Origin of the sequence: Rhodobium orientis (assembly GCF_003258835.1) — a bacterium.
In the GTDB taxonomy this organism is placed as follows: Bacteria; Pseudomonadota; Alphaproteobacteria; order Rhizobiales; family Rhodobiaceae; genus Rhodobium; species Rhodobium orientis.
In genome coordinates, this window is sequence record NZ_NPEV01000011.1 from 13,118 (window position 1) to 37,056 (window position 23,939).

The 23,939-nt window shown below is 65.3% G+C and carries 28 protein-coding genes and 1 tRNA gene; 15 read left to right on the forward strand and 14 right to left on the reverse strand.

The window, feature by feature from the left end; translation table 11 throughout:
* Positions 1–2: 2 nt before the first annotated feature.
* Both CH339_RS07265 and thrS read right to left on the reverse strand, forming a co-directional pair.
* On the reverse strand, positions 3–860 hold the full coding sequence (locus tag CH339_RS07265) for a lysophospholipid acyltransferase family protein (RefSeq protein WP_111433678.1): 858 nt from the start codon (positions 858–860) through the stop codon (positions 3–5).
* Positions 861–999: 139 nt separating this feature from the next.
* Positions 1,000–2,973: a threonine--tRNA ligase gene (gene thrS / locus CH339_RS07270; protein ID WP_111433679.1), complete on the reverse strand. Its 1,974-nt coding sequence runs from the start codon at positions 2,971–2,973 to the stop codon at positions 1,000–1,002.
* A 341-nt stretch (positions 2,974–3,314) separates the two neighbouring features.
* Between thrS and CH339_RS07275 the strand changes: the two genes are divergently transcribed.
* The 3 genes from CH339_RS07275 to CH339_RS07285 all read left to right on the forward strand — a co-directional run bounded on the left by CH339_RS07275 (position 3,315) and on the right by CH339_RS07285 (position 5,527).
* Entirely contained in the window at positions 3,315–4,196 is an 882-nt protein-coding gene (locus CH339_RS07275; protein ID WP_111433680.1) for a calcium-binding protein, read from the forward strand.
* A gap of 88 nt (positions 4,197–4,284) precedes the next feature.
* The gene (locus CH339_RS07280; protein WP_111433681.1) at positions 4,285–5,112 is read left to right on the forward strand and encodes a calcium-binding protein; all 828 of its coding nucleotides are present in this window, start codon (positions 4,285–4,287) and stop codon (positions 5,110–5,112) included.
* Between the two features lie 40 nt (positions 5,113–5,152).
* Entirely contained in the window at positions 5,153–5,527 is a 375-nt protein-coding gene (locus tag CH339_RS07285; protein ID WP_111433682.1) for a hypothetical protein, read from the forward strand.
* A 20-nt stretch (positions 5,528–5,547) separates the two neighbouring features.
* Here the strand turns inward: CH339_RS07285 and yidD are convergent, their stop codons facing one another.
* Entirely contained in the window at positions 5,548–5,871 is a 324-nt protein-coding gene (yidD, locus tag CH339_RS07290; RefSeq protein ID WP_306461169.1) for a membrane protein insertion efficiency factor YidD, read from the reverse strand.
* Positions 5,868–6,314: an iron-sulfur cluster assembly scaffold protein gene (locus CH339_RS07295; protein WP_111433683.1), complete on the reverse strand. Its 447-nt coding sequence runs from the start codon at positions 6,312–6,314 to the stop codon at positions 5,868–5,870. Before CH339_RS07295 ends, yidD begins: the two co-directional genes overlap by 4 nt.
* Before the next feature lie 255 nt (positions 6,315–6,569).
* On the opposite strand from CH339_RS07295, the gene folE reads away from it, so the two are divergent.
* Positions 6,570–7,205, forward strand: a complete 636-nt coding sequence (gene folE / locus CH339_RS07300) for a GTP cyclohydrolase I FolE (protein WP_111433684.1) — start codon at positions 6,570–6,572, stop codon at positions 7,203–7,205.
* Between the two features lie 501 nt (positions 7,206–7,706).
* Positions 7,707–8,183 carry a phosphoribosyl-AMP cyclohydrolase gene (hisI, locus tag CH339_RS07305; RefSeq protein WP_111433685.1) on the forward strand — a complete coding sequence of 159 codons (477 nt, stop codon included), beginning with the start codon at positions 7,707–7,709 and terminating at the stop codon, positions 8,181–8,183.
* Between the two features lie 36 nt (positions 8,184–8,219).
* Here hisI and CH339_RS07310 read toward each other — a convergent pair whose 3' ends face one another.
* Together CH339_RS07310 and CH339_RS07315 are read right to left on the reverse strand one after the other, a co-directional pair.
* A complete protein-coding gene (locus CH339_RS07310) occupies positions 8,220–8,651 on the reverse strand; it encodes a CBS domain-containing protein (RefSeq protein WP_111433686.1) in 432 nt (143 codons plus the stop codon).
* A gap of 192 nt (positions 8,652–8,843) precedes the next feature.
* On the reverse strand, positions 8,844–9,626 hold the full coding sequence (locus CH339_RS07315; protein WP_245408113.1) for a rhomboid family intramembrane serine protease: 783 nt from the start codon (positions 9,624–9,626) through the stop codon (positions 8,844–8,846).
* A 529-nt stretch (positions 9,627–10,155) separates the two neighbouring features.
* Here CH339_RS07315 and CH339_RS07320 point away from each other — a divergent pair.
* From CH339_RS07320 to CH339_RS07330, 3 genes are all read left to right on the forward strand, one after another.
* Positions 10,156–10,779, forward strand: coding sequence for a PAS domain-containing protein (locus tag CH339_RS07320; protein WP_111433688.1), 624 nt, complete (start codon positions 10,156–10,158; stop codon positions 10,777–10,779).
* A 167-nt stretch (positions 10,780–10,946) separates the two neighbouring features.
* The gene (locus CH339_RS07325; RefSeq protein WP_111433689.1) at positions 10,947–11,564 is read left to right on the forward strand and encodes a PilZ domain-containing protein; all 618 of its coding nucleotides are present in this window, start codon (positions 10,947–10,949) and stop codon (positions 11,562–11,564) included.
* A 504-nt stretch (positions 11,565–12,068) separates the two neighbouring features.
* Positions 12,069–12,590 (forward strand): transglutaminase-like cysteine peptidase, encoded by a 522-nt coding sequence (locus CH339_RS07330; protein WP_201241097.1) that lies wholly within the window; start codon positions 12,069–12,071, stop codon positions 12,588–12,590.
* A gap of 158 nt (positions 12,591–12,748) precedes the next feature.
* On the opposite strand, the gene CH339_RS07335 is transcribed toward CH339_RS07330, so the two are convergent.
* Entirely contained in the window at positions 12,749–13,276 is a 528-nt protein-coding gene (locus CH339_RS07335; RefSeq protein ID WP_111433779.1) for a gamma carbonic anhydrase family protein, read from the reverse strand.
* Positions 13,277–13,360: 84 nt separating this feature from the next.
* Entirely contained in the window at positions 13,361–13,699 is a 339-nt protein-coding gene (locus CH339_RS07340) for a DUF6949 family protein (RefSeq protein ID WP_201240965.1), read from the reverse strand.
* A gap of 240 nt (positions 13,700–13,939) precedes the next feature.
* Between CH339_RS07340 and CH339_RS07345 the strand changes: the two genes are divergently transcribed.
* Positions 13,940–14,650, forward strand: a complete 711-nt coding sequence (locus tag CH339_RS07345) for a hypothetical protein (protein WP_146610131.1) — start codon at positions 13,940–13,942, stop codon at positions 14,648–14,650.
* 5 nt (positions 14,651–14,655) lie between these two features.
* On the opposite strand, the gene CH339_RS07350 is transcribed toward CH339_RS07345, so the two are convergent.
* Together CH339_RS07350 and cysE are read right to left on the reverse strand one after the other, a co-directional pair.
* The gene (locus CH339_RS07350) at positions 14,656–14,868 is read right to left on the reverse strand and encodes a DUF3126 family protein (protein ID WP_111433693.1); all 213 of its coding nucleotides are present in this window, start codon (positions 14,866–14,868) and stop codon (positions 14,656–14,658) included.
* 89 nt (positions 14,869–14,957) lie between these two features.
* Positions 14,958–15,797 (reverse strand): serine O-acetyltransferase, encoded by an 840-nt coding sequence (cysE, locus tag CH339_RS07355; RefSeq protein WP_111433694.1) that lies wholly within the window; start codon positions 15,795–15,797, stop codon positions 14,958–14,960.
* A 147-nt stretch (positions 15,798–15,944) separates the two neighbouring features.
* Between cysE and CH339_RS07360 the strand changes: the two genes are divergently transcribed.
* Positions 15,945–16,781 carry an enoyl-CoA hydratase gene (locus tag CH339_RS07360; RefSeq protein WP_111433695.1) on the forward strand — a complete coding sequence of 279 codons (837 nt, stop codon included), beginning with the start codon at positions 15,945–15,947 and terminating at the stop codon, positions 16,779–16,781.
* Positions 16,782–16,786: 5 nt separating this feature from the next.
* Here CH339_RS07360 and CH339_RS07365 read toward each other — a convergent pair whose 3' ends face one another.
* Complete coding sequence (locus tag CH339_RS07365; protein ID WP_111433696.1) at positions 16,787–17,539, reverse strand: alpha/beta fold hydrolase; 753 nt, start codon at positions 17,537–17,539, stop codon at positions 16,787–16,789.
* 207 nt (positions 17,540–17,746) lie between these two features.
* On the opposite strand from CH339_RS07365, the gene CH339_RS07370 reads away from it, so the two are divergent.
* The 4 genes from CH339_RS07370 (at position 17,747) to gpt (ending at position 20,602) form a co-directional block, all read left to right on the forward strand.
* Entirely contained in the window at positions 17,747–17,995 is a 249-nt protein-coding gene (locus tag CH339_RS07370) for a zinc-finger domain-containing protein (protein ID WP_111433697.1), read from the forward strand.
* 13 nt (positions 17,996–18,008) lie between these two features.
* Entirely contained in the window at positions 18,009–19,202 is a 1,194-nt protein-coding gene (locus CH339_RS07375; protein ID WP_111433698.1) for an FAD-dependent monooxygenase, read from the forward strand.
* 125 nt (positions 19,203–19,327) lie between these two features.
* Entirely contained in the window at positions 19,328–20,086 is a 759-nt protein-coding gene (locus CH339_RS07380; RefSeq protein WP_111433699.1) for a competence/damage-inducible protein A, read from the forward strand.
* Between the two features lie 3 nt (positions 20,087–20,089).
* Positions 20,090–20,602 (forward strand): xanthine phosphoribosyltransferase, encoded by a 513-nt coding sequence (gene gpt / locus CH339_RS07385; protein WP_111433700.1) that lies wholly within the window; start codon positions 20,090–20,092, stop codon positions 20,600–20,602.
* Positions 20,603–20,620: 18 nt separating this feature from the next.
* On the opposite strand, the gene CH339_RS07390 is transcribed toward gpt, so the two are convergent.
* Entirely contained in the window at positions 20,621–21,292 is a 672-nt protein-coding gene (locus CH339_RS07390; protein ID WP_111433701.1) for a hypothetical protein, read from the reverse strand.
* Positions 21,285–22,253: a sulfotransferase family 2 domain-containing protein gene (locus CH339_RS07395; RefSeq protein WP_111433702.1), complete on the reverse strand. Its 969-nt coding sequence runs from the start codon at positions 22,251–22,253 to the stop codon at positions 21,285–21,287. Before CH339_RS07395 ends, CH339_RS07390 begins: the two co-directional genes overlap by 8 nt.
* Before the next feature lie 256 nt (positions 22,254–22,509).
* Between CH339_RS07395 and CH339_RS07400 the strand changes: the two genes are divergently transcribed.
* Positions 22,510–22,594: transfer RNA gene (locus CH339_RS07400), tRNA-Leu, on the forward strand.
* A gap of 299 nt (positions 22,595–22,893) precedes the next feature.
* Here the strand turns inward: CH339_RS07400 and tal are convergent.
* On the reverse strand, positions 22,894–23,862 hold the full coding sequence (tal, locus tag CH339_RS07405) for a transaldolase (RefSeq protein ID WP_111433703.1): 969 nt from the start codon (positions 23,860–23,862) through the stop codon (positions 22,894–22,896).
* Between the last annotated feature and the right edge of the window lie 77 nt (positions 23,863–23,939).

Below are 23,939 nucleotides of genomic sequence, written 5' to 3' on the forward strand. Positions count from 1 at the left end.
AATCAAGCAGCCCTTGGAAAATCGAAGCGCCGGCGCGACCGCCGTTCGTTGCGGCCGAGCGCGTGTACCTCGTCGTGCAGCCGTTGCATCAGCGCCTGCCGGTCTTTCAGGTGGGCAAGCTCCGCATGGTCGATCACCTCTCCGACCCGGACCGGCAGCCGCGAGCCGATGAAGCGCCGGAACTCCCGGACCAGCAGCGACAGCCGGAGCGTCTGGCTGACCCGGCTGACGAGGTGGAAGAGCCGGCTGTTCTGGCCCTCGAAAAAGACCGGCAGGACAGCGGCACGGGCGTCGAGAATCATCCGCGCGGTGAACGTCTTCCAGGGCAGTTCCACCGCCTTGCCGAACGGGCTCGGTGCCGTCGCCACCCCGCCGGCCGGGAAGATGACGATGGTGACGCCCTCCTTCAGCAGCCGCAGAGCCTCCTTGCGGGTGGCGATGTTGAGGAGCATCGCCTCGCGGGTCTCGGAGAAATCGATCGGCAGGGAATAGGGCCGGATCTCCGGCACCTTCAGGAGGTCGTTGTGGATCAGCACCCGGAACGGCCGGCCGAGCTGTTCGGCGAGCGAGAGCACCGCAATGCCGTCGCCGATGCCGAAGGGATGGTTGGCGACGATGACGAGCGGTGCGGCCGGCAGATCCGCCGGCGGCCACGGCGCGCCGGAAATCTCCAGCTCCACGCCGATGAGATTGAGGAGATCGCCCATCACCCGGCTCGACCTGCCGACGATGTCGCGGCGCCAGGTCTCGTAGAGCGCGACAAGGCGCCCGCGGCCCGATAACCCTTCCACTGTGTGGATCACCCAGCGCTTCAGCCGCGGATCGGACGGCGAGGCGTAGCTCAATTCCTTGAATTTCACCGGCGCGCTCCCGAAAGCCGCCCCAGATGGCCATGGCGGCCCGGGACGATTCGAAAGGTAAGGACAAAAAGGCACCCTAACGCGGCTTGTGCGACAGCCTCATGTCAGTCGCACGAGCCGCGAAATGCGGTGCGTTGCCTTACTCTGCGGCCAGTTTCCGGTCGACGCGCTGGTCCGGCGGCACGGCCTCCTCGCCAAGCACCTCAAGCGCCTCGGCGAGCGGCAGCGCGGTCTGGTCCTTGGAGCCGAGCCGGCGGATGTTGACGGTGTGCTCCTCGGCCTCGCGCTTGCCGCAGACGAGGATCACCGGCACCTTGGCAAGGCTGTGCTCGCGGACCTTGTAGTTGATCTTCTCGTTGCGAAGATCGAGCTCGGCCCTGAGGCCCGCGGCCCGTGCCCGCTGGTACACCTCGCGGGCGTAGTCGTCGGCGTCCGAGGTGATGGTGGTGACGACTACCTGCTTGGGCGCCAGCCACAGCGGGAAGTGGCCCGCATGGTTCTCGATCAGGATACCGAGGAAGCGCTCCATGGAGCCGCAGATCGCCCGGTGCACCATCACCGGGTATTTCTTCTCGCCGTCGGAGTCGATGTAGAAGGCGCCGAACCGTTCCGGCAGGTTGAAGTCGACCTGGGTGGTGCCGCACTGCCATTCGCGGCCGATGGCATCGCGCAGGGTGTACTCGAACTTCGGGCCGTAGAAGGCGCCCTCGCCCGGATTGATGCCGGTCTTGATGCGCCCGTCCGACTGCGCCGCGATCCGCTCCAGAACCTCGGTCATCACCTCTTCGGCGTGGTCCCAGCTCTCGTCCGAGCCGACCCGCTTCTCCGGCCGGGTCGATAGCTTGACGACAATCTCGTCGAAGCCGAAATCGGCATAGGTGGTGAGGATCAGATCGTTGATCTTCATGCACTCGTCGGCGAGCTGGTTCTCGGTGCAGAAAACATGCGCATCGTCCTGGGTGAAGCCGCGCACGCGCATCAGCCCGTGCATGGCGCCCGACGGCTCATAGCGGTGGACGACGCCGAATTCGGCAAGCCTCAGCGGCAGGTCGCGGTAGCTCTTCAGGCCGTGCTTGAAGATCTGCACATGGCCCGGGCAGTTCATCGGCTTCAGCGCGAAGATGCGCTTGTCCTCGGCGTCGTCGCCGGCCGATTCCACCTGGAACATGTTCTCCCGGTACCATTCCCAATGGCCGGAGATCTCCCACAGCTCCTTGTTCAGGATCTGCGGCGCGTTGACCTCGTCATAGTCGTCTTCCAGCCGGCGGCGCATGTAGGAGACGAGGCTCTGGAAGAGCTGCCAGCCCTTGGCGTGCCAGAACACGACGCCCGGCCCCTCCTCCTGGAAATGGAACAGGTCCATCTCGCGGCCGAGCCGGCGATGGTCGCGCTTCTCGGCTTCTTCGAGGAGGTGCAGATAGGCCTTCAGGTCCTTCTCGTTGGTCCAGGCGGTGCCGTAGATGCGCGACAGCATCTGATTGTTGGAATCGCCGCGCCAATAGGCGCCGGCGACCTTCATCAGCTTGAAGGCCGGGCCGATCTTGCCGGTCGACGGCATGTGCGGGCCGCGGCAAAGGTCGAGCCAGTCGCCCTGGCGGTAAATCTTGACGTCCTCGCCGTCCGGGATCGCATCGATCAACTCGACCTTGAAGTTCTCGCCCTGGTCGCGGAAATAGGCCTTGGCCTGGTCGCGGCTCCAGACCTCCTTGGTGAACGGGGCGTCGCGCTGGATGATCTCGCGCATCTTCGCCTCGATCTTCGGCAGGTCTTCCGGCGTGAACGGCTCGTTGCGGTGGAAGTCGTAGTAGAAGCCGTTCTCGATCACCGGACCGATGGTGACCTGGGTGCCCGGATAGAGTTCCTGCACGGCCTCGGCCATCACATGGGCGGCGTCGTGGCGGATCATCTCCAGCGCCCGGTCGTCGTCGCGGGTGACGATCTCGATTTTCGCATCGCCGGTGATCGGTTCGGAAAGATCGGCGAGCCTGCCGTCGAGCGCGACGGCGACCGCCTTCTTGGCAAGGGACTTGGAAATGCCCTCGGCGATCTCGCGGCCGGAAATGCCGGGCTGGAACTCGCGCTGGGACTCGTCCGGAAAGGTCAGGGAAATCATAGCATTCTCCTGCTCACTCGCTGCCTACGATTGCAGGTAAGCGGATTGGGGTCGTCTGTCGGGGCCCTTGTTGCCGGCGGCAAATGCGAAACGAATCGCGGCCGACAGGGAGAAAGGCCCGGTTCTTGCGACCCAATCACCTAATGAATCGGGCCCGTTTTCGCAAGGCTGGCGGGTTCCGCGCCTTGCGGCCGGCGCCGGCGACCGCTTTTGTCGCCGTTGCATACGCCGTTCACCGCCGGTTCAGCAGCACCCGCTATCCTTGCCATCATTGGGCCGCATATTGCGCGGATAGCACCATCCTCAAGGGGCATTGGTTGGACAATCGGAGGACATGATCGATGCCGATCATCTATGGCACGAACGCAAGCGACATCATCGAGGGCTCCTGGCAGGCCGATGACATCTACGGCTACTGGGCCAGCGACACCCTTTACGGCAATGGCGGCGCCGACAATCTCTATGGCGGCCGCGGCAACGACCACCTGGAAGGCGGCTACGGCCACGACTACCTGTTCGGCGACCGCGGCGCGGACCTCGCCAGCTACCGGGATGACCCGACCGCCGACGGCGTCACCGTCAATCTCGTCACCGGCACCGCCACGGACGGCTGGGGCACCCGCGACAAGCTGTTTTCCATCGAGGACATCGCCGGCTCCTGGGGAGACGACAACCTCATCGGCAACAATGTCAGGAACGTCATCACCGGCCTCGGCGGCGACGACCTGATCCGCGGCAACGGCCGGGGCGACACGCTCGACGGCGCCCGCGGCGACGACGACATCTATGGCAACAACGGCAGCGACCACCTGTTCGGCGACCGCGGCAACGACCTGCTTTCCGGCAACAAGGGCAACGACGTCATCGAAGGCGAAGGCGGCCGCGACACCCTCTATGGCGGCAACGGCAAGGATTCGCTCTATGGCGGCGCCCACAGGGACACCGTGAACGGCGGCACCGGCAATGACGACATGTGGGGCGGCAGCGGCAACGACCGCTTCGTCTACAACAGCTTTTCCGGCGGCCGCGACGACATCCACGACTTCCAGAACAACACCGACACCATCGAGATCGATGTCAGCTCCGGCACCACGATCGACGACATCATTGCCCGCGCCGACCAGGATGGCGCCGATGTCACCATCGATTTCGGCGGCGGCAACGTGCTGACCATCGAGGATACCAAGGTCTCGCACCTGTCCAACGATCTGGTACTGGTCTGACGTACCCTCCACCGTGCGGCCGCCATCGTGCGGCCGCACGGCGGTACTAGATTCCAAGTCGTGACCGCAGCGAACGGAGGATGCGACCGTGACGATCAAAGTCGGCAATCTCGGCAACAACACCCTCAACGGGACCAGCCATTCCGACCGGCTGTTCGGGCTTTTCGGCGACGATAAGCTGTTCGGCTTCGGCGGCTCGGACGACCTCTTCGGCGGCCCGGGCGCCGACCGGCTCGAAGGCGGCGCCGGCAACGACGACCTCTATGGCGGCTTCGGCGTCGACATGGCCAGCTACCGCGACGATCCGACGGCCGACGGCGTCACCGTCAACCTGTCGTCCCGTGAGGCGATCGACGGATGGGGCGGCCATGACGATTTGCATTCGATCGAGAACGTCACCGGATCCGACGGCGACGACCTCATCACCGGCAACAGCGGCCGCAACCGCCTCCTCGGCCTGCGCGGCGACGACGATATCCGCGGCCATGGCGGCGGCGACACGCTGGCTGGCCACCGAGGCAGCGATTTCTTGAGCGGCAACAAGGGCAATGACCGCCTCGACGGCAACAACGGCACCGATACGCTCTTTGGCGGCAACGGCGAGGACAAGCTTTCCGGCGGCGCCCACAACGATCTGCTGAACGGCGGCACCGGAAACGATGCGCTGTGGGGCGGATGGGGCGCGGACCGCTTCGTCTATGACAGCGAGACCGGCGATAGCGACCGCATCAGGGACTTCCAGAACAATATCGATACGATCGCCATCGATGTTGCCGACGGCACGACGATCGACGACGTCATCGCCCTTGCCAGCGAGGTCGGCGACGACGTGCAGATCGATTTCGGCGACGGAAACGTCCTGACCATCGAAGACGCAAAAATCTCCCACCTCCCCAACGATATCGTGCTTCTATAGCGAAAACGCGCAATCAAGCGCGTATCGAGGAGGGGAAGTCATGTCCGTTTTTCGCGCGCTCGCGCTCGCCATTGCCTGCGCCGCCGGGTCCACTACCGGCGCCCTTGCCGCCGGATCGGCCGCCGAACAGCTTCTTGCGCCGCCCGCCGTTGCCGAACGGCCCGAGGGCAGCTTTCAAGTCGCCGCGGCCCGCAAATATTTCGTCGTCCTCGGCGCCTTCCGCAGCCAGAACGCCGCCTACCGTCGCTGCTCCATGTTCGGCGACGGCGAGGTCGTTTCCACCAACGAATACCCGAATTTCCGCAACGGCTATTGGGCCTGCGTCATCGGCCCGCTCTACCGCAACGAGGCCGAGGATCAGATGTGGGCGTCCAAGGAAGCGGTGCCCGACGCCTATGTGAAGGCCGGCTGGTAACCGCCCTCCCCGTTCCGAGCCTAGTCAGACGCGTCTAACCGCGTCGCCGGGTCGATGTGGCCTCCGGTCCATTGCGCGTAGCGCCAGGGCGCGTACCAGCGCCCGGCCTTCGGCAGGTTTTCGGGCACCGGATCGAAGCCGCTGGAGCCCCAGGGATTGCACCTGAGGATACGGGCAAGCGCCATCCAGCCGCCGGCCCACAGGCCGAAATGGTCGATCGCCGTGTCGGCATAGGACGAGCAGGTCGGCAGGTGCCGGCATTGCCGGCCCATCAGCGCAGAGAGCGTCACCTGGTAGAAGCGGATGAGCGCGCGCGCGCCGCGCCGCGGCAGCGTCCCGATCACGATTTTGCGGCTTGTTCTGCCGCCTCGATCTGCTCCACCGCATCGACGACGGCATTGAAGGTCAGCATCGTCGAAGTGTGCCGTGCCCGGTAGTCGCGCACCGGCTCCAGATAGGCGAGATCGGCCCATTTGCCCGACGGCGGCGGGCCGTTCTCCTTCAGCATCGCGCGCATTTCGTCGCGCACCTGGCGCAATTCGTCGCCGGTGGCGCCGATCACGTGCCGCGCCATGATCGAGCTCGACGCCTGGCCGAGCGCGCAGGCCTTGACGTCATGGGCGAAATCGCTGACCGCGCCATCCTTCATGCGGATGTCGACGGTGACGGTCGAGCCGCACAGGCGCGAATGGGCAGTTGCCGAGGCATCGGGGTTCTCAAGGCGCCCCAGGCTCGGGATATTGCCCGCGAATTCCAGGATCTTTTCGTTGTAGACAGAATCGAGCATGCCGTTTCGCAGCGGTTCGGCGCTTCCAATTATTTTAGCAAGTCCTATATAACGGAAGCGGTTTCGGGGTGACGGACGGGATTGCATATTCGTCAAGGATGCCGAAACGTAATATAATGGTCGTTGCCGCTCCGGTCACCGACCATATAAATGTGGGAGGAGGGAGCGATATCAATGAAACCGCTGCCGTCGACAGGTCCAATGGACGTCTTCTCCCGTAGCTAGGTTCGGATAGGTCAGCCCAGAGACATGCCCATGGACGCCATCGTTAAGTCGCTTCGTCCCGCGGACGAAAAGGAAGTCGCGCTGGAGCCTGTCCGGCGCCCGACCCGCGAGGAAGCCGAGGCCGCCGTTCGCACCCTGATCGCCTGGGCCGGCGACAATCCGGACCGCGAGGGTCTGGTGGATACGCCCAAGCGCGTCGCCAAGGCCTTCGAGGAGTTCTACCGCGGCTACAACGAGCGCGCCGAGGACGCCCTTGAGCGCACCTTCGACGAGGTCGGTGGCTACGAGGACATCGTCCTCGTGCGCGACATCCCGTTCTATTCCCATTGCGAGCACCACCTGGTGCCCTTCGTCGGCAAGGCCCACATCGCCTACTATCCGAGCGAAGGGGTCGTCGGGCTGTCCAAGCTCGCCCGCGTCGTCGACGTCTTTGCCCGGCGCATGCAGACCCAGGAAAACCTCACCGCCCAGATCATCGGCGCCATCGACGAGACCCTGAAGCCGCGCGGCGTCGCCGTGATGCTGGAGGCCGAGCACCAGTGCATGTCCCTGCGCGGCGTGCAGAAGCCGGGCGTGTCGACGATCACCAGCCAGTTCACCGGCGTCTTCCAGGACGACCCGACCGAGCAGGTCCGGTTCCTGACCCTGGTCCGGTCCGGCAAATAGGCCGTCCGAAATATCGACACTGCGACTGCGACCCGCCGGGCCCATCGGCCCGGCGCGATGGAATACGTATGCAGCGTTATCGGCGGCGCCATCGCCGTTATTGCCGTCGTCGCTGGACGCCACCACGGATCACTCCTAGGACAGCCCCGAAAATGCAGTCGACAGAACCGGCTGGGCTTTTGCGTTGAATCGATTTCCGACGGTGAGCGGATCAAGACATCCGCTGTATTCCGAGGGCGTTCGCACGCTTTCCTGAATCGACTTGAATCGTTTTGTGAAGAGCGGGTGGAGCATCGACCCGCACCCATCCCGATTTCCGATTCTGCTTGAGGGCGTTACGACGGAGCATTGAATCGATCTGTCCACGCCGGCCGCCAACCCCTCCCTTCGAGCGCACCCGGCAAGAAGCGATTCGCCGCCAACGGGATGGCGCCGGAAGGTGATTCAAATCCTTGGCCGTGTCCTCTATGGTCCCGTCATTGCAGAACCGATGGATCCGACATGACCGAGACCTCCAGCCCCTTTGCCGCAAGAACCTCCAGGGACGCGGTGGAAAAGGGAACGACCTTCGCCCCGAAATTCGATGCCGACGGCCTCATCCCCTGCATCGCCGTCGATGCCGACAGCGGTGCGGTGCTGATGTTCGCGCATATGAGTGTGGAAACGCTCGCCGAGACGGTCCGCCTCGGCGAGGCGGTCTATTGGAGCCGGTCGCGCGCCGAGCGCTGGCACAAGGGCGCCACCTCCGGCTCGGTCCAGAAAGTCGTGGAGATGCGCACCGACTGCGACCAGGACGTCATCCTGATCCGGGTCCGCGTGGAAGGCTCCGGCGCCTCCTGCCACCTCGGCTACCGGTCGTGCTTCTTCCGCGCCGTACCGCTCGGCGCAACGCCGACGCCCGCGACCGAACTCACCGTCGTGGAGGACGGCCCCCTCTTCGATCCGGACGTCGTCTACGGTACCAAGGACAAATCCTGAGGGCGCATTGCGGCGCCCTCCATCGGGCGTGCCCCGTCAGACCGTGGTGATGTAGCTGCGCATCTCGGCCGCTTCCTGCTCGGCCATGGCGATGCGGATCTTGACCACGTCGCCGATCGAGATGACGCCCACGAGCCCTGAGCCCTCCATCACCGGCAGGTGCCGAAAGCGCCCTTGCGTCATGCGCTCCATCACCTCGTTGATGGTCTCCTGCGGGCTGCAGGTGATCACCGACCGCGTCATGTGGTCGGCGGCCGCGCTCTCCAGCGCCCCGGCACCGCCGCTGGCCACCGCCCGGACGACGTCGCGTTCGGAGACGATGCCGGCAATGCTGCCGTCCCTTGCCGTTAGCACGATGGCGCCGATCTTGCGCGCCGCAAGCGTTTCGCAGATTTCGGACAACGTCGCCTCCGGCGAGGCGGTGATCACGTCACGTCCCTTGTCCGATAGAATGGCGGCTACGGTCATTGAGCCCTTCCTCCTTTGCGCCGGTGGCGAGAAGGCTGCGCGCTATGTGGTCCCCGACGCTGTTTTTCGTTGTGTGTCGCGCGCGCCCCGCCCGATCGCGCACGGCAGAGTGCGGCAAACGGACGCATATCGCGCAATGATGTCATATCGATGGACGAACGCAAAGCGCGCTGTGTGCCGCCACTCTTCGCTCTAAGGCCGCGGCAGGTCGATGCCCTGCGGCCCTTGCGGATTGCTCGGCACCGGGTCGAACAGCGGGAACAGCAACAGCCCGGCGAGGAAGCCGCCGATATGGGCCTCCCAGGCGATCGTCGTGCCGTCGCCGAAGAACGAGCCGGAGTTCAGCCCGACAACAATGTTGAGGCCGAACCAGACGGCAAGGAACACAAACACCCGCCTGTCGCTGAGCGCGGCCAGGAGCGGGGGGGCCGGCCGGTGCCAGCGGCGCTGGTTGCCGCGCCCGCCGGCGATGGCGCCCTGCCCGGAAAAGGCGAATCGGGCGGCAGCCGCCATCAGCCCGGAGACCGCGGCCGACGCGCCGATCATCGGCACCGCCTCGCCGAAATGGGCGGCGAGATGGACGAACGCCCCGAACACCGTCGTCACCGCGCAGAACAGGAGGAAGCGCACCGCCCCGAACCGCCAGGCAACGGCGCTGCCGAAGGCGGCGAGCCAGAAGACGTTGACGGCAAGGTGGACGAAATCGCCGTGCAGGAGGCCATAGGTGACGAAGGTCCAGACGTCGGCCGCAATGCCGCCGGGAAAGATCGTGCGCGCGGCAATCTCCGGGTCGTAGCGCATCGGCAGGAACGCAAAGAGCACCATGACGTCGACATCCTGCACCTGGTCGAGCAGGAAGGCGCGAATCGAATGGATGACGACCATCACGCCGCTGAGCCAGAGGATCACCGGCGGCAGGTTGAACATCGGCTCTTTCGGCGCCTCGCCGAACGGCGCGTCCTCACGGTGCGTCACGTATTGCCTTTCATTGCGCATGCCGGAGCGGCGGCGCGGAGGAAGTTTCGGGCATGCATCCGGCGCCCGCGCCGCATGTCGTGCCCCTCCTTCCCACCCTGTCAAGCCGGTGGGGCGAGAAAACGGCGTCGCAGGCCGGGACCTACGGTGTTTCCCGTAGAAAAATGCCCGAAAAATCAGGAAGATAGCCTTTCGACGTTAACCATGGGGCGCTGCGGAGGTGAAAAAAAGCCCGCGCAATCTGTCGATTGCGCGGGTTGTAACCAGTGCCTCCTGGTCAACTCCCTTTCGGGAATCGTACGATTCCGGTGCAATGACACCCCGTGCGGCGTCAATGGAATATCCGCAAGGTGCCAAAGCCGCCGGTATTTTTCAACGAAAACACCCCGTTATCCTTAATTCCGGTTCCGCCGTCCGAACTGGCACGCGACGTGCTCCGAAGCCCGCGGGGATGAGAAATCACGCTCACGGTGTTCCGCCACGGGACATCACGGGCACATTTGGGACAGCGAGAACCAGGGGTGGCAAAATGAAACTCGCCGCAACACGTCGGCTCTACGATTACTGGAGCAGGCTCCGGGGGGACCAGCCGGCGCCGGAACGCCGGGACATCGAGCCGAGCGACATTCGCGAGATCCTCGGCGATACCTTTATTCTGGAGGCGGCGGGGAGCCAGACCTACCCCTTCCGCCTCGCCGGAACGCGCATGTGCGCCGCCTTCTGCCGGGAACTGAAGGAGCGCGAGTTCCTCCGCCTCTGGCAGGGCCGCGACCGCGAGGCCGTCGCCACCATGCTGGCCGCCGTCACCGAGGACGCGGCTGCCGCCGTCTTCGGCTTCAAGGGCCATACCGAGACAGGCAAGTCGCTCAATTTCGAGCTGCTGCTGCTGCCGCTGCGTTTCGGCGAGATGACGGGAACCTACAGCCGGGTGCTCGGCACCTGCACGCCGGTGGAGCAGCCCTACTGGCTCGGCATCCAGCCGATCATGACCCAGGAGATCGTCTCGGTGCGCCTGATCTGGCCGGACGAGAAGCCCTATTTCCTGCGCGCGGCCGATGCCATCGACGACAACGACATCGTGATAAATCCGGCCGTCCGCGGCATGCTCGGACGCTTCGGGCACCTCACCCTGTACCAGGGCGGGCGGCAATAATCCCAGATTGAACAACGCTTTGTTGTAAGCACCGTATTCATTTAACCCAAAAGGCCGAATAACGGGGCGGTCTTACCGCTTGTTAACCCTCTGCCCACTAAGATCATCGGACACGACAGGGGTTTTTCCGTGCCGTGCACCGAGGCAGTTGGGTTCGCGGACAGTCAATGAAGATCGCCTCCATAGAAACGCACGAGCGCCTGGAAGCGATGCGCAAGGCCGAACGCCGCCAGTTTCAGCGGGTTCAGGTCAGCCTTCTCGGCCGCTTCATGCTGGAGAACCGAACCGAATACCCCTGCCAGGTGACCGACATGTCGCCCGGCGGCGCCAGCCTCGTCACCCCGATCATCGGCAATATCGGCGAACGCGTGATCGCCTATATCGACCATATCGGCCGTATCGAGGGCAACATCACCCGCTACACTGAGGGCGGGTTCGCCATGAGCGTCGACGCGACGCCGCGCAAACGCGAAAAGCTCGCCGACCAGCTCACCTGGCTCGCCAACCGCTACATTCTCAACCTGCCGGAAGACCGCCGCCACGAGCGCGTCATCCCGGACAACCCGATCACCGACCTCACCCTCGACGACGGCCGCTCCTATCGCTGCCAGGCGATCGACGTGTCGCTCTCCGGTGCGGCCGTGGTGATCGGCGTCAAGCCGGCCATCGGCACCCCGGTGACCCTCGGCAAGATGCGCGCCCGCGTCGTCCGCCACCTGGAAAAGGGCATCGCGGTCGAATTCGCCTCCGTGCAGAGCGAAGATTCCATCCGAAAGAACATGTAGCGCCACACCATCGGCCGCCTGTGCGCCTGACGACAACGCCCGCCGCCTGACCCGCGCGGGCGTTTTTCGTTTGCGCTTGCCCGGTCGACAGGATCGACGGCAGCCGCGCAACGACGCGCACCCGCGGCGCCAAACCTTCCGTCCCGTTCCCTTCCCCAGATCTTCCATCACCGGCTCATCGGGCCGGTCGATCATGCGGAATCCCGGGCGCTTCGAAGCATTTCCAGGGCCTTTCGGAAATCGTTCAAAGTTGACTCAAATGCAGATCTAATTTTCGTAAAACAAGATAAAAATCTAATATAAATACAATTACAGTTTGTCTCAAATAGTATTACAAAACTTATCTCAAGATAAAAATGTCTCTGCCATAGTGTGACCACCATGAGGGAGGGTAACATCATGGCAAGTAGGCAACAGGGACACTTAATTATTCTTGCGGCAGTGGGGGCATTGCTTTTGGGTACGAGCACTGCATCCGCCGCACGGCTCCACGCAGAACGGTTCATGCCGACCGCGGGCAATACGACCGCGCCAATCGGGCATGTGCAGTTCTGCAAGGCCAACCGCGGCGAATGCCGCAACCGGTCGACGACGGCCAAGGTTGTGCAGCTCACCCGGTCGCGCTGGAACGAGCTGATCGAGATCAACGACTACGTCAACGGCCGCATCAAGCCGGTGACGGACCAGGAACTCTACAAGGTCGCCGAATACTGGACCTATCCGACGACCGAGGGCGATTGCGAGGACTACGTGCTTCTGAAGGCGCGGATTCTCGCCGATCGCGGGTGGCCGAAAAGCGCCCTCCTGATCACCGTGGTGCGCGATACGGCCGGCGACGGACACGCCGTCCTGACGGTGCGCACCGACCGCGGCGACTTCGTGCTCGACAATCAGGTCGGCGCGGTGCTGCCGTGGAACGAGACCGAATACCGTTACGTGAAACGCCAGTCGGAGACCGACAGTGCCCGCTGGAAACGCATAACGGACAACCGCGTCACAGCCGTCGGCAGTCTCGCCAAACGCTGACGCGACAACGGGAATTGGTGAGCGACAACAGTTTCAGGCCCGGTCGTGTCCCCACCCTCCCCGTCCCCACCCAGACCGGGTCTTGAAGAGCCGGCCCGTTACCCCCGGGCCGGCTCACTTTTTTGCCGTGTGTCAAGCGGCGGTTTGTTCAGGAAAAATCAGAGTTCGCTGAGTTCGCCGGCAAAGCGCTGCCAGTTGCGGACATAGCCGCGGGCAGACGCCGTCAGCCCGGCAATGGCTTTTTCGTCGAGTTCGCGCACGACCTTGGCCGGCGCCCCGACCACCAGCGAATTGTCCGGGATCACCTTGCCTTCGGTGACCAGCGCATTGGCGCCGATCAGGCAGTTGTCGCCGATGACGGCGCCGTTGAGGATAGTCGCGCCCATGCCGATCAGGCTGTTGTTGCCAATGGTGCAGCCGTGCAGGATGACCCCGTGGCCGATCGTGCAGTCGCGCCCGACCGTCAGCGGATAGCCCATGTCCGTGTGCAGGATCGAGCCGTCCTGGATGTTCGAGCCCTCGCCGACGGTGATCGGCTCGTTGTCGCCCCTCAAGACCGCGCCCCACCAGACGCTGGCGTCTTTTTCAAGGATCACGGCGCCGATGACCTGGGCGTCCGGCGCAATCCAATAGGCGCCCTCTTCCGGCAACGTCGGCTCGACGGTTCCAAGCGCATAAAGGGGCATCGAAAACTCCTCGGACATCGGCTGGGATTCGCAGGGAAAGCCTAGGAAAAATCCGGCCCGACGTCATTGACGGAATGCGGGTCCTTAGGAGACCACCGACAGCGTCATCTCCAGGACGACGATGCCCGAGCACAGGCTCCAGCCGGCGGCGATCGCGGTCGAGGCGGCAAGCCAGCCGAGCGGGCGATGCTCGATGCGCCGGCCGCGCAGGGCGTTGCGCATGATGATGAACGGCCCGGCGAAGGCGCACATCACCGTCGACGAGAAGATCGTCCACCAGGTGTCGACCGACAAAACGAAGCTCGGCGGGCGCCGGGTCAGGAGCTGGTAGAAGCTGCCGAGCATTCCGGCGGCGACGAAGCCGATGGCGGTTGCATAGCCAACGACGAGGAGTTCTCCGGCGATCATCGGTGTCCCTTTCACGCTTTCTTCACCATGCGTGTCGATTCCGGACAGGTTCCGGCGTTCGTCAAGGGACTCGCAAGGGCCGTACCGGACACAGCGGATCGGCGCCTTTCCGCCAATCCTTAAGCGATCGTTAACCATAATGGGACAATCGTCGGCAAAAGGACGATAGGGCCTGTGCCGTTTTGGAGCGCCTGGCCGGGGACGTTTTCGGCATCGGGACGCGAAAACGGCCGTCTCGTCGCGATCGGGGGCAACGTGAGCAGCGCCACAGCATCAGCACCGACACCCTCCCGCGGCGTTTGGCTGCCGGCCGCCGTCATCGCCGGCATCGTCGCCGCCTTCATCGGGATTGCCAATTTCGCGGTCTACTGGCTCGGCGGCGAGGCCCAGAAGGCCGGCTTCACCGCCGATCCGACGCCGGTCATGGTGGAGATCGCCGGCGAGAAATTCGCCATTCCGGGCAACATGATCCGCTTTGCCGACCAGCGCCAGGAGGGCCGCTGGGACCGGCTCGACCTCGTCGTCCACTGGCCGAGCCTCACCGGCTATTCGGAGCGCTTTGCCGCCGCCTTCGATGACGTCACGCCGAACGCACCGCTGCTCTTCCTGTCGCTGCAGCCGCGCCGCGACCAGGTCGATTCCACCACCCGGCTCATCGGGCTCTACGCCCGGTTCTTCCAGGAAGGCGACAAGCCGGGACCCGCAGGCCTCGTCTCGCGCGACCTGCAGCCCGGCTCCGGCTACGATTCGGAAGAGGTGTTCTTCGAGCCCGGCTCCACCGATCCGTTCTCGGCCCGCTGTTCCAAGACCGGCGAGCGGATCGTCCCGGTGACCTGCCTGCGCGCCATCCATATCGGCGACGCGCTGGCCGTCTCCTACCGGTTCCGCAAGCCGATGCTCGCCGACTGGGCCAGGCTCGACCCGGCCATCCGGATGCTCATCGACAGGATGCGGATACGGGAGTAGCGGCCCTACTCCTCCAGGTCGAACTCCAGGATCGCCATCTGGAAGTTCCAGGACAGATCGCCGTCCTCCTCGTCGCGGAACAGGACGCCGATGAATTCGTCGCCGATATAGACCTCGGCGGAATCGTCCTTCTGCGGCCGCGCCCGCACCGACATTTTCGGCAGTTCGAATTTCTTTTGCAGATAGGCTTCAAGCTTGTTGATTTCTTCGCGCTTCAATGCGCCGTCTCCCTGGTTTCTTGAAAAGAACGCCCCTTGGGACGGACGTGTCGGTCAAACGATTGGCGCGAAGGCAAGGTTCCGGCGATTCAGTCCGAATCGCCGGCCTCGTCGCGCTCGGCAAGGGTCTGGTCCATCATGATTGACGGCTCGGCGCAACCCGCCCGGCCGACGATTTTCGCCGGAACGCCGGCCACCGTGACGGCGGCCGGGACGTCGCGCAGGACCACGGAGCCCGCGGCAATGCGCGAGCAGCAGCCGATCTCGATGTTTCCGAGGATCTTGGCGCCGGCGCCGATCAGGACGCCCGTGCGGATCTTGGGATGCCGGTCGCCGGTCTCCTTGCCGGTGCCGCCGAGCGTCACCCCCTGCAGGATCGACACCTCGTCCTCGATCACCGCCGTGCCGCCGACGACGAGGCCGGTGGCGTGGTCGAGAAAGATGCTGCGCCCGATCGGCACGGCCGGATGGATGTCGACCTGGAAGATCTCCGAGGACCGGCTCTGCAGATAGAGCGCGAAATCCTCGCGATTGTGCTTCCACAGCCAGTGGCCGAGCCGCTGGGTCTGCAGGGCGTGGAAGCCCTTGAAGTAGAGCACCGGGTCGATATAGCGGTTGCAGGCCGGATCGCGGTCGAAGACGGCGGCGATGTCGACGCGGAATGCATCGCGCAGCGACGGATCGTCGCCGAGGGCATCGTCATAGGCCGAGCGGATGTGGTTGGCCGCAACGGCGCCATGGTCGAGCCGGGCGGCGATGCGGGCAATGATCGCATCCTCAAGCGCGGAATGATTGAGGATGCTCTCGTAGAGGAAGCCGGCAAGCTGCGGCTCGCGCCCGACAATCTCCTCGGCCTCTTCGCGAATCCGCGTCCAGACCGGATCGTGGGTGGCAAGCGTGTTCTCTATGCGGACATTTGGTTGCGCCATGGTCGACGGTCCCCGTTGGAATTTTCTTCCCCATAACATAGAGCTTTAAACAAAGCATACCATCACCGGCCCATCACATTAGATTGCGAAATCGCAATTTCGGGCGCGGACGAATGGACCGGCACACAGGAAAACGGGGCAACGGAAATGACCGAGGCAGGAACGACGGCAACAACGGCGACAGGCGAGACCGGCGAGACGGAGGGGCGCATCGTCTGCCGGGTGGAGGCGCCGATCGGCTGGTTGATCGTCGACAACGCCCGCCGCCGCAACGCGGTGAATCTCGCCATGTGGCAGGCGATCCCGGACGCCGTGCGCAGCCTCGATGCCGACGACAGCGTCCGCCTCATCGTCGTTGCCGGAGCCGGCGAGGCCGCCTTCGTCTCGGGCGCCGACATTTCCGAATTCGAGACCGTCCGGCGCGACGCCGACACCGCCCGCGCCTATGAGGAGGCCAATGCCGAGGCCTTCGCGGCGCTCCGCGGTGCCCGCAAGCCGACCCTTGCGATGATCCGCGGCTTCTGCTTCGGCGGCGGCGTCGGCCTTGCGGTCGCCACCGACATGCGGATCGCTTCTGACGATGCCCTCTTTTCGATCCCCGCCGGGCGCCTCGGCGTCGGCTATCCGCCGGAGGCGATCCGCGACGTTGTCAAGCTGACAGGCCCTGCCCGCGCCAAGGACCTGTTCTTCACCGCCCGCCGGGTCGGCCACGACGAGGCGCTGGCCATCGGCCTGGTGGAAGGCGTCTTTGCCGCCGCCGAGCTGGAGGCCGGGACCCGCAAGCTGGCAGCCACCATCGCCGAAAACGCGCCGCTGACGCTGCAGGCCGCCAAGGCCGCCATCGACGCGGTGACGGCAGAACCTGGCAGCGTCGACATGGCGGAGATCCGCGCCATGACCGACGCCTGCTTCGACAGCGCCGACTTCGCGGAAGGCCGTGCAGCGTTCCTGGAAAAACGGCGGCCGCTATTCACCGGCCGTTAGACGCCTCAGTCCTGGCGCGCCAGAAAATCCATGACGCCGGCCTTGTAGACCTTGTCGCCGACCGCAAGCATGTGGTCGCGGTCGGGGATATGCAGCACGTCGGCGTTGGGGATGAGGTCGGCGAGCGCCTGGGGCGAACCGGCAATGGCGTCCCGCGTGCCGACGGCAACCAGCGCCGGCGGCTGCAGCTCCGACAGCATTTCCGGCGCGATCTTCTGGCGCGAGGAGCGCATGCAGGCGGCAAGCGCCTTCAGGTCCGAACCGGTCTGCTCGGCGAACTGGCGGAAGGTGCGCCCGGTGGCGTGGCGCACATCGTCGAGGGACGGCGCCTCCAGCGCCTCGGCAATAGGCTCCGGCGTGCCGACCCCGGTGACCATGCCGTAGCCGAGGCCGCCGAAGATGACGCTGCGCACCCGGTCCGGATGGTTGAGGCCGAGGAAGGCCGTGATCCGCGCGCCCATCGAATAGCCCATGACGTCGGCCCGCTCGATATCTAGGTGATCGAGCAGCCGCTTGGCGTCCTCCGCCATGGTCGGCGCACCGTAGGCGTCCGTGTCGTAGAGCTTCTCGCTGTCGCCGTGGCCGCGATTGTCGATGGAGATCACCCGCCGGCCGGCGCGGGAAAGGTCGCGCACCCAGCCGGGATAGACCCAGTTGACATGGGCGTTGGAGGCAAAGCCGTGGATGAGGAGGATCGGCGTCCCCTCGCCTTCTTCGTAGTAGGCGATGGAAACGCCGTCGGAATCGAAATGGGTCATGGAGGCTCGTCGCGGGTTCGGGAAACGGGCCGGCGCACCGGACGGGCGCGGCCCTGAGGCTGCCTCAACATAGCCCCTGGCGGTGGCTTTTCAACGGTGCGTCAGGCCGGACCGCGCAGCCAATTCACCGGTTTCCCGGAATGACTTCAATATGGCGCGCAAATGCTCTAGTGTCCGGCCGATATCCAACAAGTCGGACACGGCACCATGGCGCAGCATGTCACCCCCCATTTCCGCAACGACCAAGGCGTCGAGACGATCCGCATCGGCGTCAAGGAGTTCATGTGCATCGGGGCCTCGCCGCCCTTCGACCATCCCCATGTCTTCCTCGACATGGGCGGCGACTCGGAGGCCCTTTGCCCCTATTGCGGCGCCCGCTACGTCTACGATCCCGAGGTAGCCTCCGACAGCGCCGATCCGGCCGACTGCGTGTGGCACGCCGAAGCAGCGGAATAGACCGCAAGCACCGATGTCCGAAAAGAGTGCCATTGTCGTCGGCGCCGGTATCGGCGGCCTGACGGCGGCGTTGTGCATCGCCCGTGCCGGGCTTTCCGTGACCCTCCTGGAGCGCGCCAGCATCGTCCGCGAGGTCGGCGCCGGCCTGCAGATCTCGCCCAACGCCAGCCGCGTCCTCATCGATCTCGGCCTCGGCAACCCGCTCCATTCCGATGCCGTCGCCGTGGAACGGCTGCGCATCTGTTCCGCCCGCACCGGCGGCGAGCTGAACCGCATCGAATTCGGCACCCGGGCGATGCCGCGCTACGGCTCGCCCTACTGGGTGGTGCACCGGGCCGACCTGCAGGACGCCCTCCACCAGGCCGCCCAGCGCGAGCCGCGCATCGACATCCACCTCGGCGCCACCCTCACCGCCGTCGACCAGAACGACACCGGCGCATCCGCAACGGTCAACATCGGCGGGCACGAAGAAACGTTCCGGGCCGACCTGCTTGTCGGCGCCGACGGCGTCTGGTCCAGCGTCCGCAAGCTCGGCCTCAGCCTGCCGGGCGCCGCATTCACCGGCCGCACCGCCTGGCGCGCCATCGTACCGGCAAGCGAGATACCGGCCGATTTCCTGCGCGATTCCGTCGTCTGGTTCGGCGACGGCGTCCACCTCGTCCACTATCCGATCCACGCCGGCAACGAATTCAACCTCGTCGCCATCGTCAACGACGACTGGAACGAGGAAGGCTGGAACGCGGAGGGCGACCGCGAGGTGCTGCTGTCGCGCTTTGCCGGCTGGCCGGATCGGGTCCGCAACCTGCTGTCGCTGCCGGAGACCTGGCTGAAATGGGCGCTCTGCGGCATGCCGACCGGCAGCCCGTGGTACAGCGGCCGCGTCGCCCTTCTCGGCGATTCGGCCCACGCCATGCTTCCCTTCATGGCCCAGGGCGCGGCAATGGCGATCGAGGACGGCGCCGTCCTCGGCGACCTGCTGTCCCGCTCCGACGACGTCGAAAACGTCCTGAAACGCTACCAGGGCCTGCGCCGCAAGCGCGTGGAACGGGTGATCGCGACGGCCCTGAAGAACGACCGCATCTACCACCTTCGCGGATTTCCGGCCGCCGCGCGCGACACCGCCCTGCAGCTCATCCCCTCCGAAAGGCTGCTGTCGCGCTTCGACTGGATCTATGGCTGGCAGCCGCCGCGCCCGGCCGCCGCATGAGATGCACGAGATGCCCGCTTGAGCGCTCAGCCTGCCTGATTTACCCTCTCCTTGCGCGTTCGGCGAGACTGCCGGAGGGGCCGCGCGGAAACGAATCTTGCGACAACGGGGGCTGAACGCGGACCATGTCTGCCTCGCCAGCACAAGAGATCGTCACCGCGGCCGTCATCGTCATCGGCGATGAAATTCTCTCCGGCCGCACCAAGGACAAGAACATCGGCTTCCTCGCCGACTACATGACGGCGATCGGCATCGATTTGCGCGAGGTGCGCATCGTGCCGGACGAGCTGCCACGCATCGTCGAGGCGATCAACGTCCTCAGGCTGCGCTGCGACTACGTCTTCACCACCGGCGGCATCGGCCCGACCCATGACGACGTCACCGCCGACGCCGTCGCCGCAGCCTTCGAGGCCCCCGTCGTAGAGGACGAGCGCATCCTTGCCATGATGAAGGAGCGCTACGCCGAGGGCGAGTTGACGCCCGGCCGCCGGCGCATGGCCAGGGTGCCGAAAGGCGCCGATCTCATCGACAATCCGGTCTCCGGCCTGCCGGGCTTTCACATCGGCAACGTCTTCGTCATGGCCGGCGTGCCGTCCGTCATGCAGGCGATGTTCGACGGCCTTGCGCCGCGCCTTGCCACCGGTCGCAAGATGCTGTCTAAAACCATCGAGGCGCACCGGCCCGAGGGCATTGTCGCCACGCCGCTCGGCGAGATCCAGGATGCCCATCCCGGCACCGCCATCGGCTCCTACCCCTATTTCGATGGCGAGATCTTCTCCACCCGCATCGTCATCCGCGCCCGCGACGCCGACCTCCTGGAGGAAGCCGCCGCCGACGTCGAGAAGATGCTGGAAGGGCTCGCGAAAAACGACAAGACGAGTTGAGCGATGTCCGAACCGACGAGCCCCGAAAAGATCTTCCCGGTATCCTGGGACCAGTTTCACCGCGATGCACGGGCGCTTGCCTGGCGGATCTCCGGCGACGGACCGTTCGAGGCCATCGTCTGCATCACCCGCGGCGGGCTTGTCCCGGCCGCCGTCGTCTCGCGCGAGCTCGGCATCCGGCTGATCGAGACCATCTGCATCGCCTCGCGCCATAACTACCGCGACCAGGGCGAGCTGATGATCCTGAAACAGGTCGCCAAGGATGTCGTCGACAAGGCCGGGGGCAAGGGCGCGGGCGTTCTCGTCGTCGACGACCTGGTCGATACCGGCAAGACCGCGAGTGTCGTCCGCGACATCCTGCCGGACGCCCATTTCGCCACCGTCTACGCCAAGCCGAAGGGCCGGCCGCTGGTCGACACCTTCATCACCGAGGTCTCCCAGGACACCTGGATCTATTTCCCCTGGGACATGGGCCTCGCCTTCCAGCCGCCGATCGCCAAGGGACCCGTGGGCTAAGACCCGCCCTTCCCCGACTCAGCCCGGAATCTTCTTGTAGCCCGGCTTGGAGATATCCCGCGCCACCGCATCGATCGCGGCACCGTCGGCATCGAGCGCCAGCAGGTCGGCGAGCGCGACGAGATTACCGCGAGCGTCCTCCCGGAACCGGTCGAAATCGATCAGCACCGCCGGCAGCCGCGCCGCCAGGAGCTGGTCCGACGCCGCCCGCATGCGCTCCGCCGCCACGGCCACGCCTTTCAGCAGGCCTTCCGAGCCTTGCGGGAATTTCGGCCCGCGATTGACGATGGAGCGGCCGACGGCGAGCGGATTGCGGTAGATGATGACGCCAACGGGATCGCGCGCCAATTCGGCGAATTCCGCAAGATGAAGCGCCGCCTTCGGCAGCTTGAAGCCCCAGCGCGAATGGACCGCATTGCGCGCCGCGATCAGTTGGCCGAGCGCCGCCTTGCGCTTTCGAGCGGGCTCCAGATTGAAGGCATCGAGAAAATCGAGGTCCTCGTGGTTGTTGGCGCCGACCCGCTCCCCGAGGACATAGTCGAGCCGCCGCAGCGCATAAGCAATGGCAGACGTGCCGCCGCGCGGCGAGCCGGTGACGACCAGCGTCTCGCGCCCGGCCCGCTCCGAAAGCGCGTCCGGAAAGACGACGGTCAGCGCGCCTTTGGAGGCGAACGGCGTTGCCTCACCCATTGTCGGCATTCCGCTTGCGCCGCTCGGCATAGAACCGCTTCAGCTTGCGCGCCCCGAAGGCGCGGTTGGCGCGCCGGCGGCAGATCTCGCGCATCGGGTCGTGATGAATTTCCGGCTTGTTGCGGGTGCGGATGGCCGGCGGTCGGTCCGGCGCCCTCGGATCGTAGCCGAGATGCTCGAAATCCTGCGCAAACACCTCGCCGATGCGGGCAAGCATCGCGTCGGTAAGGAAGGCGGACGGATCGAGCCGTTCGCCGGCAAGCCGTGCCGAGGGGGTGTCCGCCGCCGCCGTCTTCGATGCGCTGTTGTGCGGGGCATCCGGGACGCCGCCTGGAGCGCCGGCATCGAGCGCGGTGCGGTTGCGCGCCTCCGTCGGCCCGGTGCCGCCGAACGCCTTTACGAGCGGCGCCATGTCGTCGGCGAGCGTCTCCACGGCCACCACATGGTCATAGGAAAGCTTCACTACGGGCGCGACGAACGGCACCTGCGTGCTCCAATGGGCGTTGAGGTCGGGCTCCACGTCGCGCGACTTGATCCGCGCCTCGCAGAGATCGAGGAGGTCGACGAAGGAGATCCCTTCATAGCCCTCCTCGTCGAACCGTTCGCCCTTCAGCGCCGCGATCTGACGCACCGCCGTCTGCGCATAGGGCACAAGGTCGCAAAAGGCCGTCAGCGGGCGCCGTTTGGCGCGCACGAACTTATTGAGATAGGCACTGAGCAGCCGGGTCGCCGGATGGCGCACGAAGGCGGCGGAAAAATAGCCCTCGCGATTGGCCAGATAGCAGGCCCTGACGACGTCGTAATTGGCGATCTGGGTCAGCCGCCGCGCCTTTCCACCGGACAGCCGGTTGATGCCGCAGAACGCCTCGGCGTACCAGGAAAGCACGGTGCGCGAAGCCGATTTCGGGCTCCAGAAGACGCAGATCCGCTGGTGATGGTCGACATAGGCCCGCCGCGTCATCGCATCACCCTTCCGTGCCGAAGCGCGCCCGTCGGAGCCGGGTCCGGGTCAAGGCGCGCAAGAACAAACAGTCAAACAGAGCATCTAGCGCCGCAACGCGCGGCCGCAACACGCCCCGGCGTCCCACAACGCCGCCAAAGGCACCGCGTCGCCGCACGCCGCGGCTTTTACGACAGAAGCGTTTGGCACGACAAACGGATTTTGATATTTGCAGGAACGATTGGGCCGCACGGTTACTCTTTGCGGCCCCTTGCACGCGGACGTGGTGGAATCGGTAGACACAAGGGACTTAAAATCCCTCGGCTTCGGCCATGCGGGTTCGAGTCCCGCCGTCCGCACCATTTTTCATGTCTCACGCGAATGCGCTTCGCGCACCGCTCCGACGGGGTGGCGCATAGGCGCCGGCGGCCGGTCGGCCTTGCGAGCCCTTTGGGCCCGGCGGCTCTCACAGAATTCCGCCGAAACATCGGTGCGGATATTTGCACCTTAAAAAAACGTCCGCCGACGGACGACCGCATTCGGGTCCGGCAGGACCCGGAACGCGGCCGCCCGCCGGCGGTTGAGGCACGCGGGTGTGTCTCTTCGGCCGATCGGTGGGAGGAGGGCCGACCGGCCGAGGGCGCCGCCACATGGGCCGCCTTTAGGCGACGGCCTGGGGCGCTTTGTGCGTGCGCACAAATTCGCGCAGTTGTTCGGCGTCCCGGTGGAACAGCCGGATGCCCTCGGCGAGCTTTTCCGTCGCCATGGCATCTGAGTTGAGGCGCCAGCGGAATTCTTCTTCCGTAAGCGGTGCCGGCGGCGTCTCCGGCGGCCCGTCCGGCGGCGTCAGGCGCACCGGCACATCGCCCGTCTCGCTGGCAAGGTCGCCGAGAAGGTTCGGGCCGACCGTCAGCCGGTCGCAGCCATTGAGGGCCTCGACCTCGCCCGTGTTGCGGAACGAGGCGCCCATCACGACGGTCTGGTAGCCGTACTTCCGATAGTAGTTGTAGATCTCGGTCACCGACTGGACGCCCGGATCGCTGTCGGCGTCATAGGTCTTGCCGGTCGACTTCGTGTACCAGTCGAGGATGCGCCCGACGAAGGGCGAGATCAGGAACGCGCCGGCTTCCGCGCAGGCGATCGCCTGGGCGAGGCTGAAGATCAGCGTCAGATTGCAGTGGATGCCGCGCTTTTCGAGGACCTCGGCGGCGCGGATGCCTTCCCAGGTCGCCGCCACCTTGATCAGAATGCGCTCCCGGCCGACGCCGACCTCCTCGTAGAGCTTGATGAGGCGTTCGGCCTTGGCGATCGTGCCTTCGGTATCGAAGGACAGCCGCGCATCGACCTCGGTGGAGACGACGCCCGGCACGATCCGGGTCAGTTCCGTGCCGAAATTGACGGCAAGGCGGTCGAGTGCATGGTCGACCCAGGTGTCGTCGTCGGCCTGGCGCTTGGCCCAGGCAACGGCGTCGCTGACATATTCCTCATAGGCCGGCATCTTCGCGGCCCTCAGGATCAGCGACGGATTGGTCGTGCAGTCCTGCGGCTCCACCGCGCGGATGCTCTCAATGTCGCCGCTGTCGGCGACGATCACCGTGTGCCGGCGGATCTGGGAGAGCTTGTCGTCCATAAGTCAAATCTCCAATGAAACGGCTGGGGCCGACCAGCATCAAGGTCAAGCGCGGCACCGTCAACAATCGCGACCGT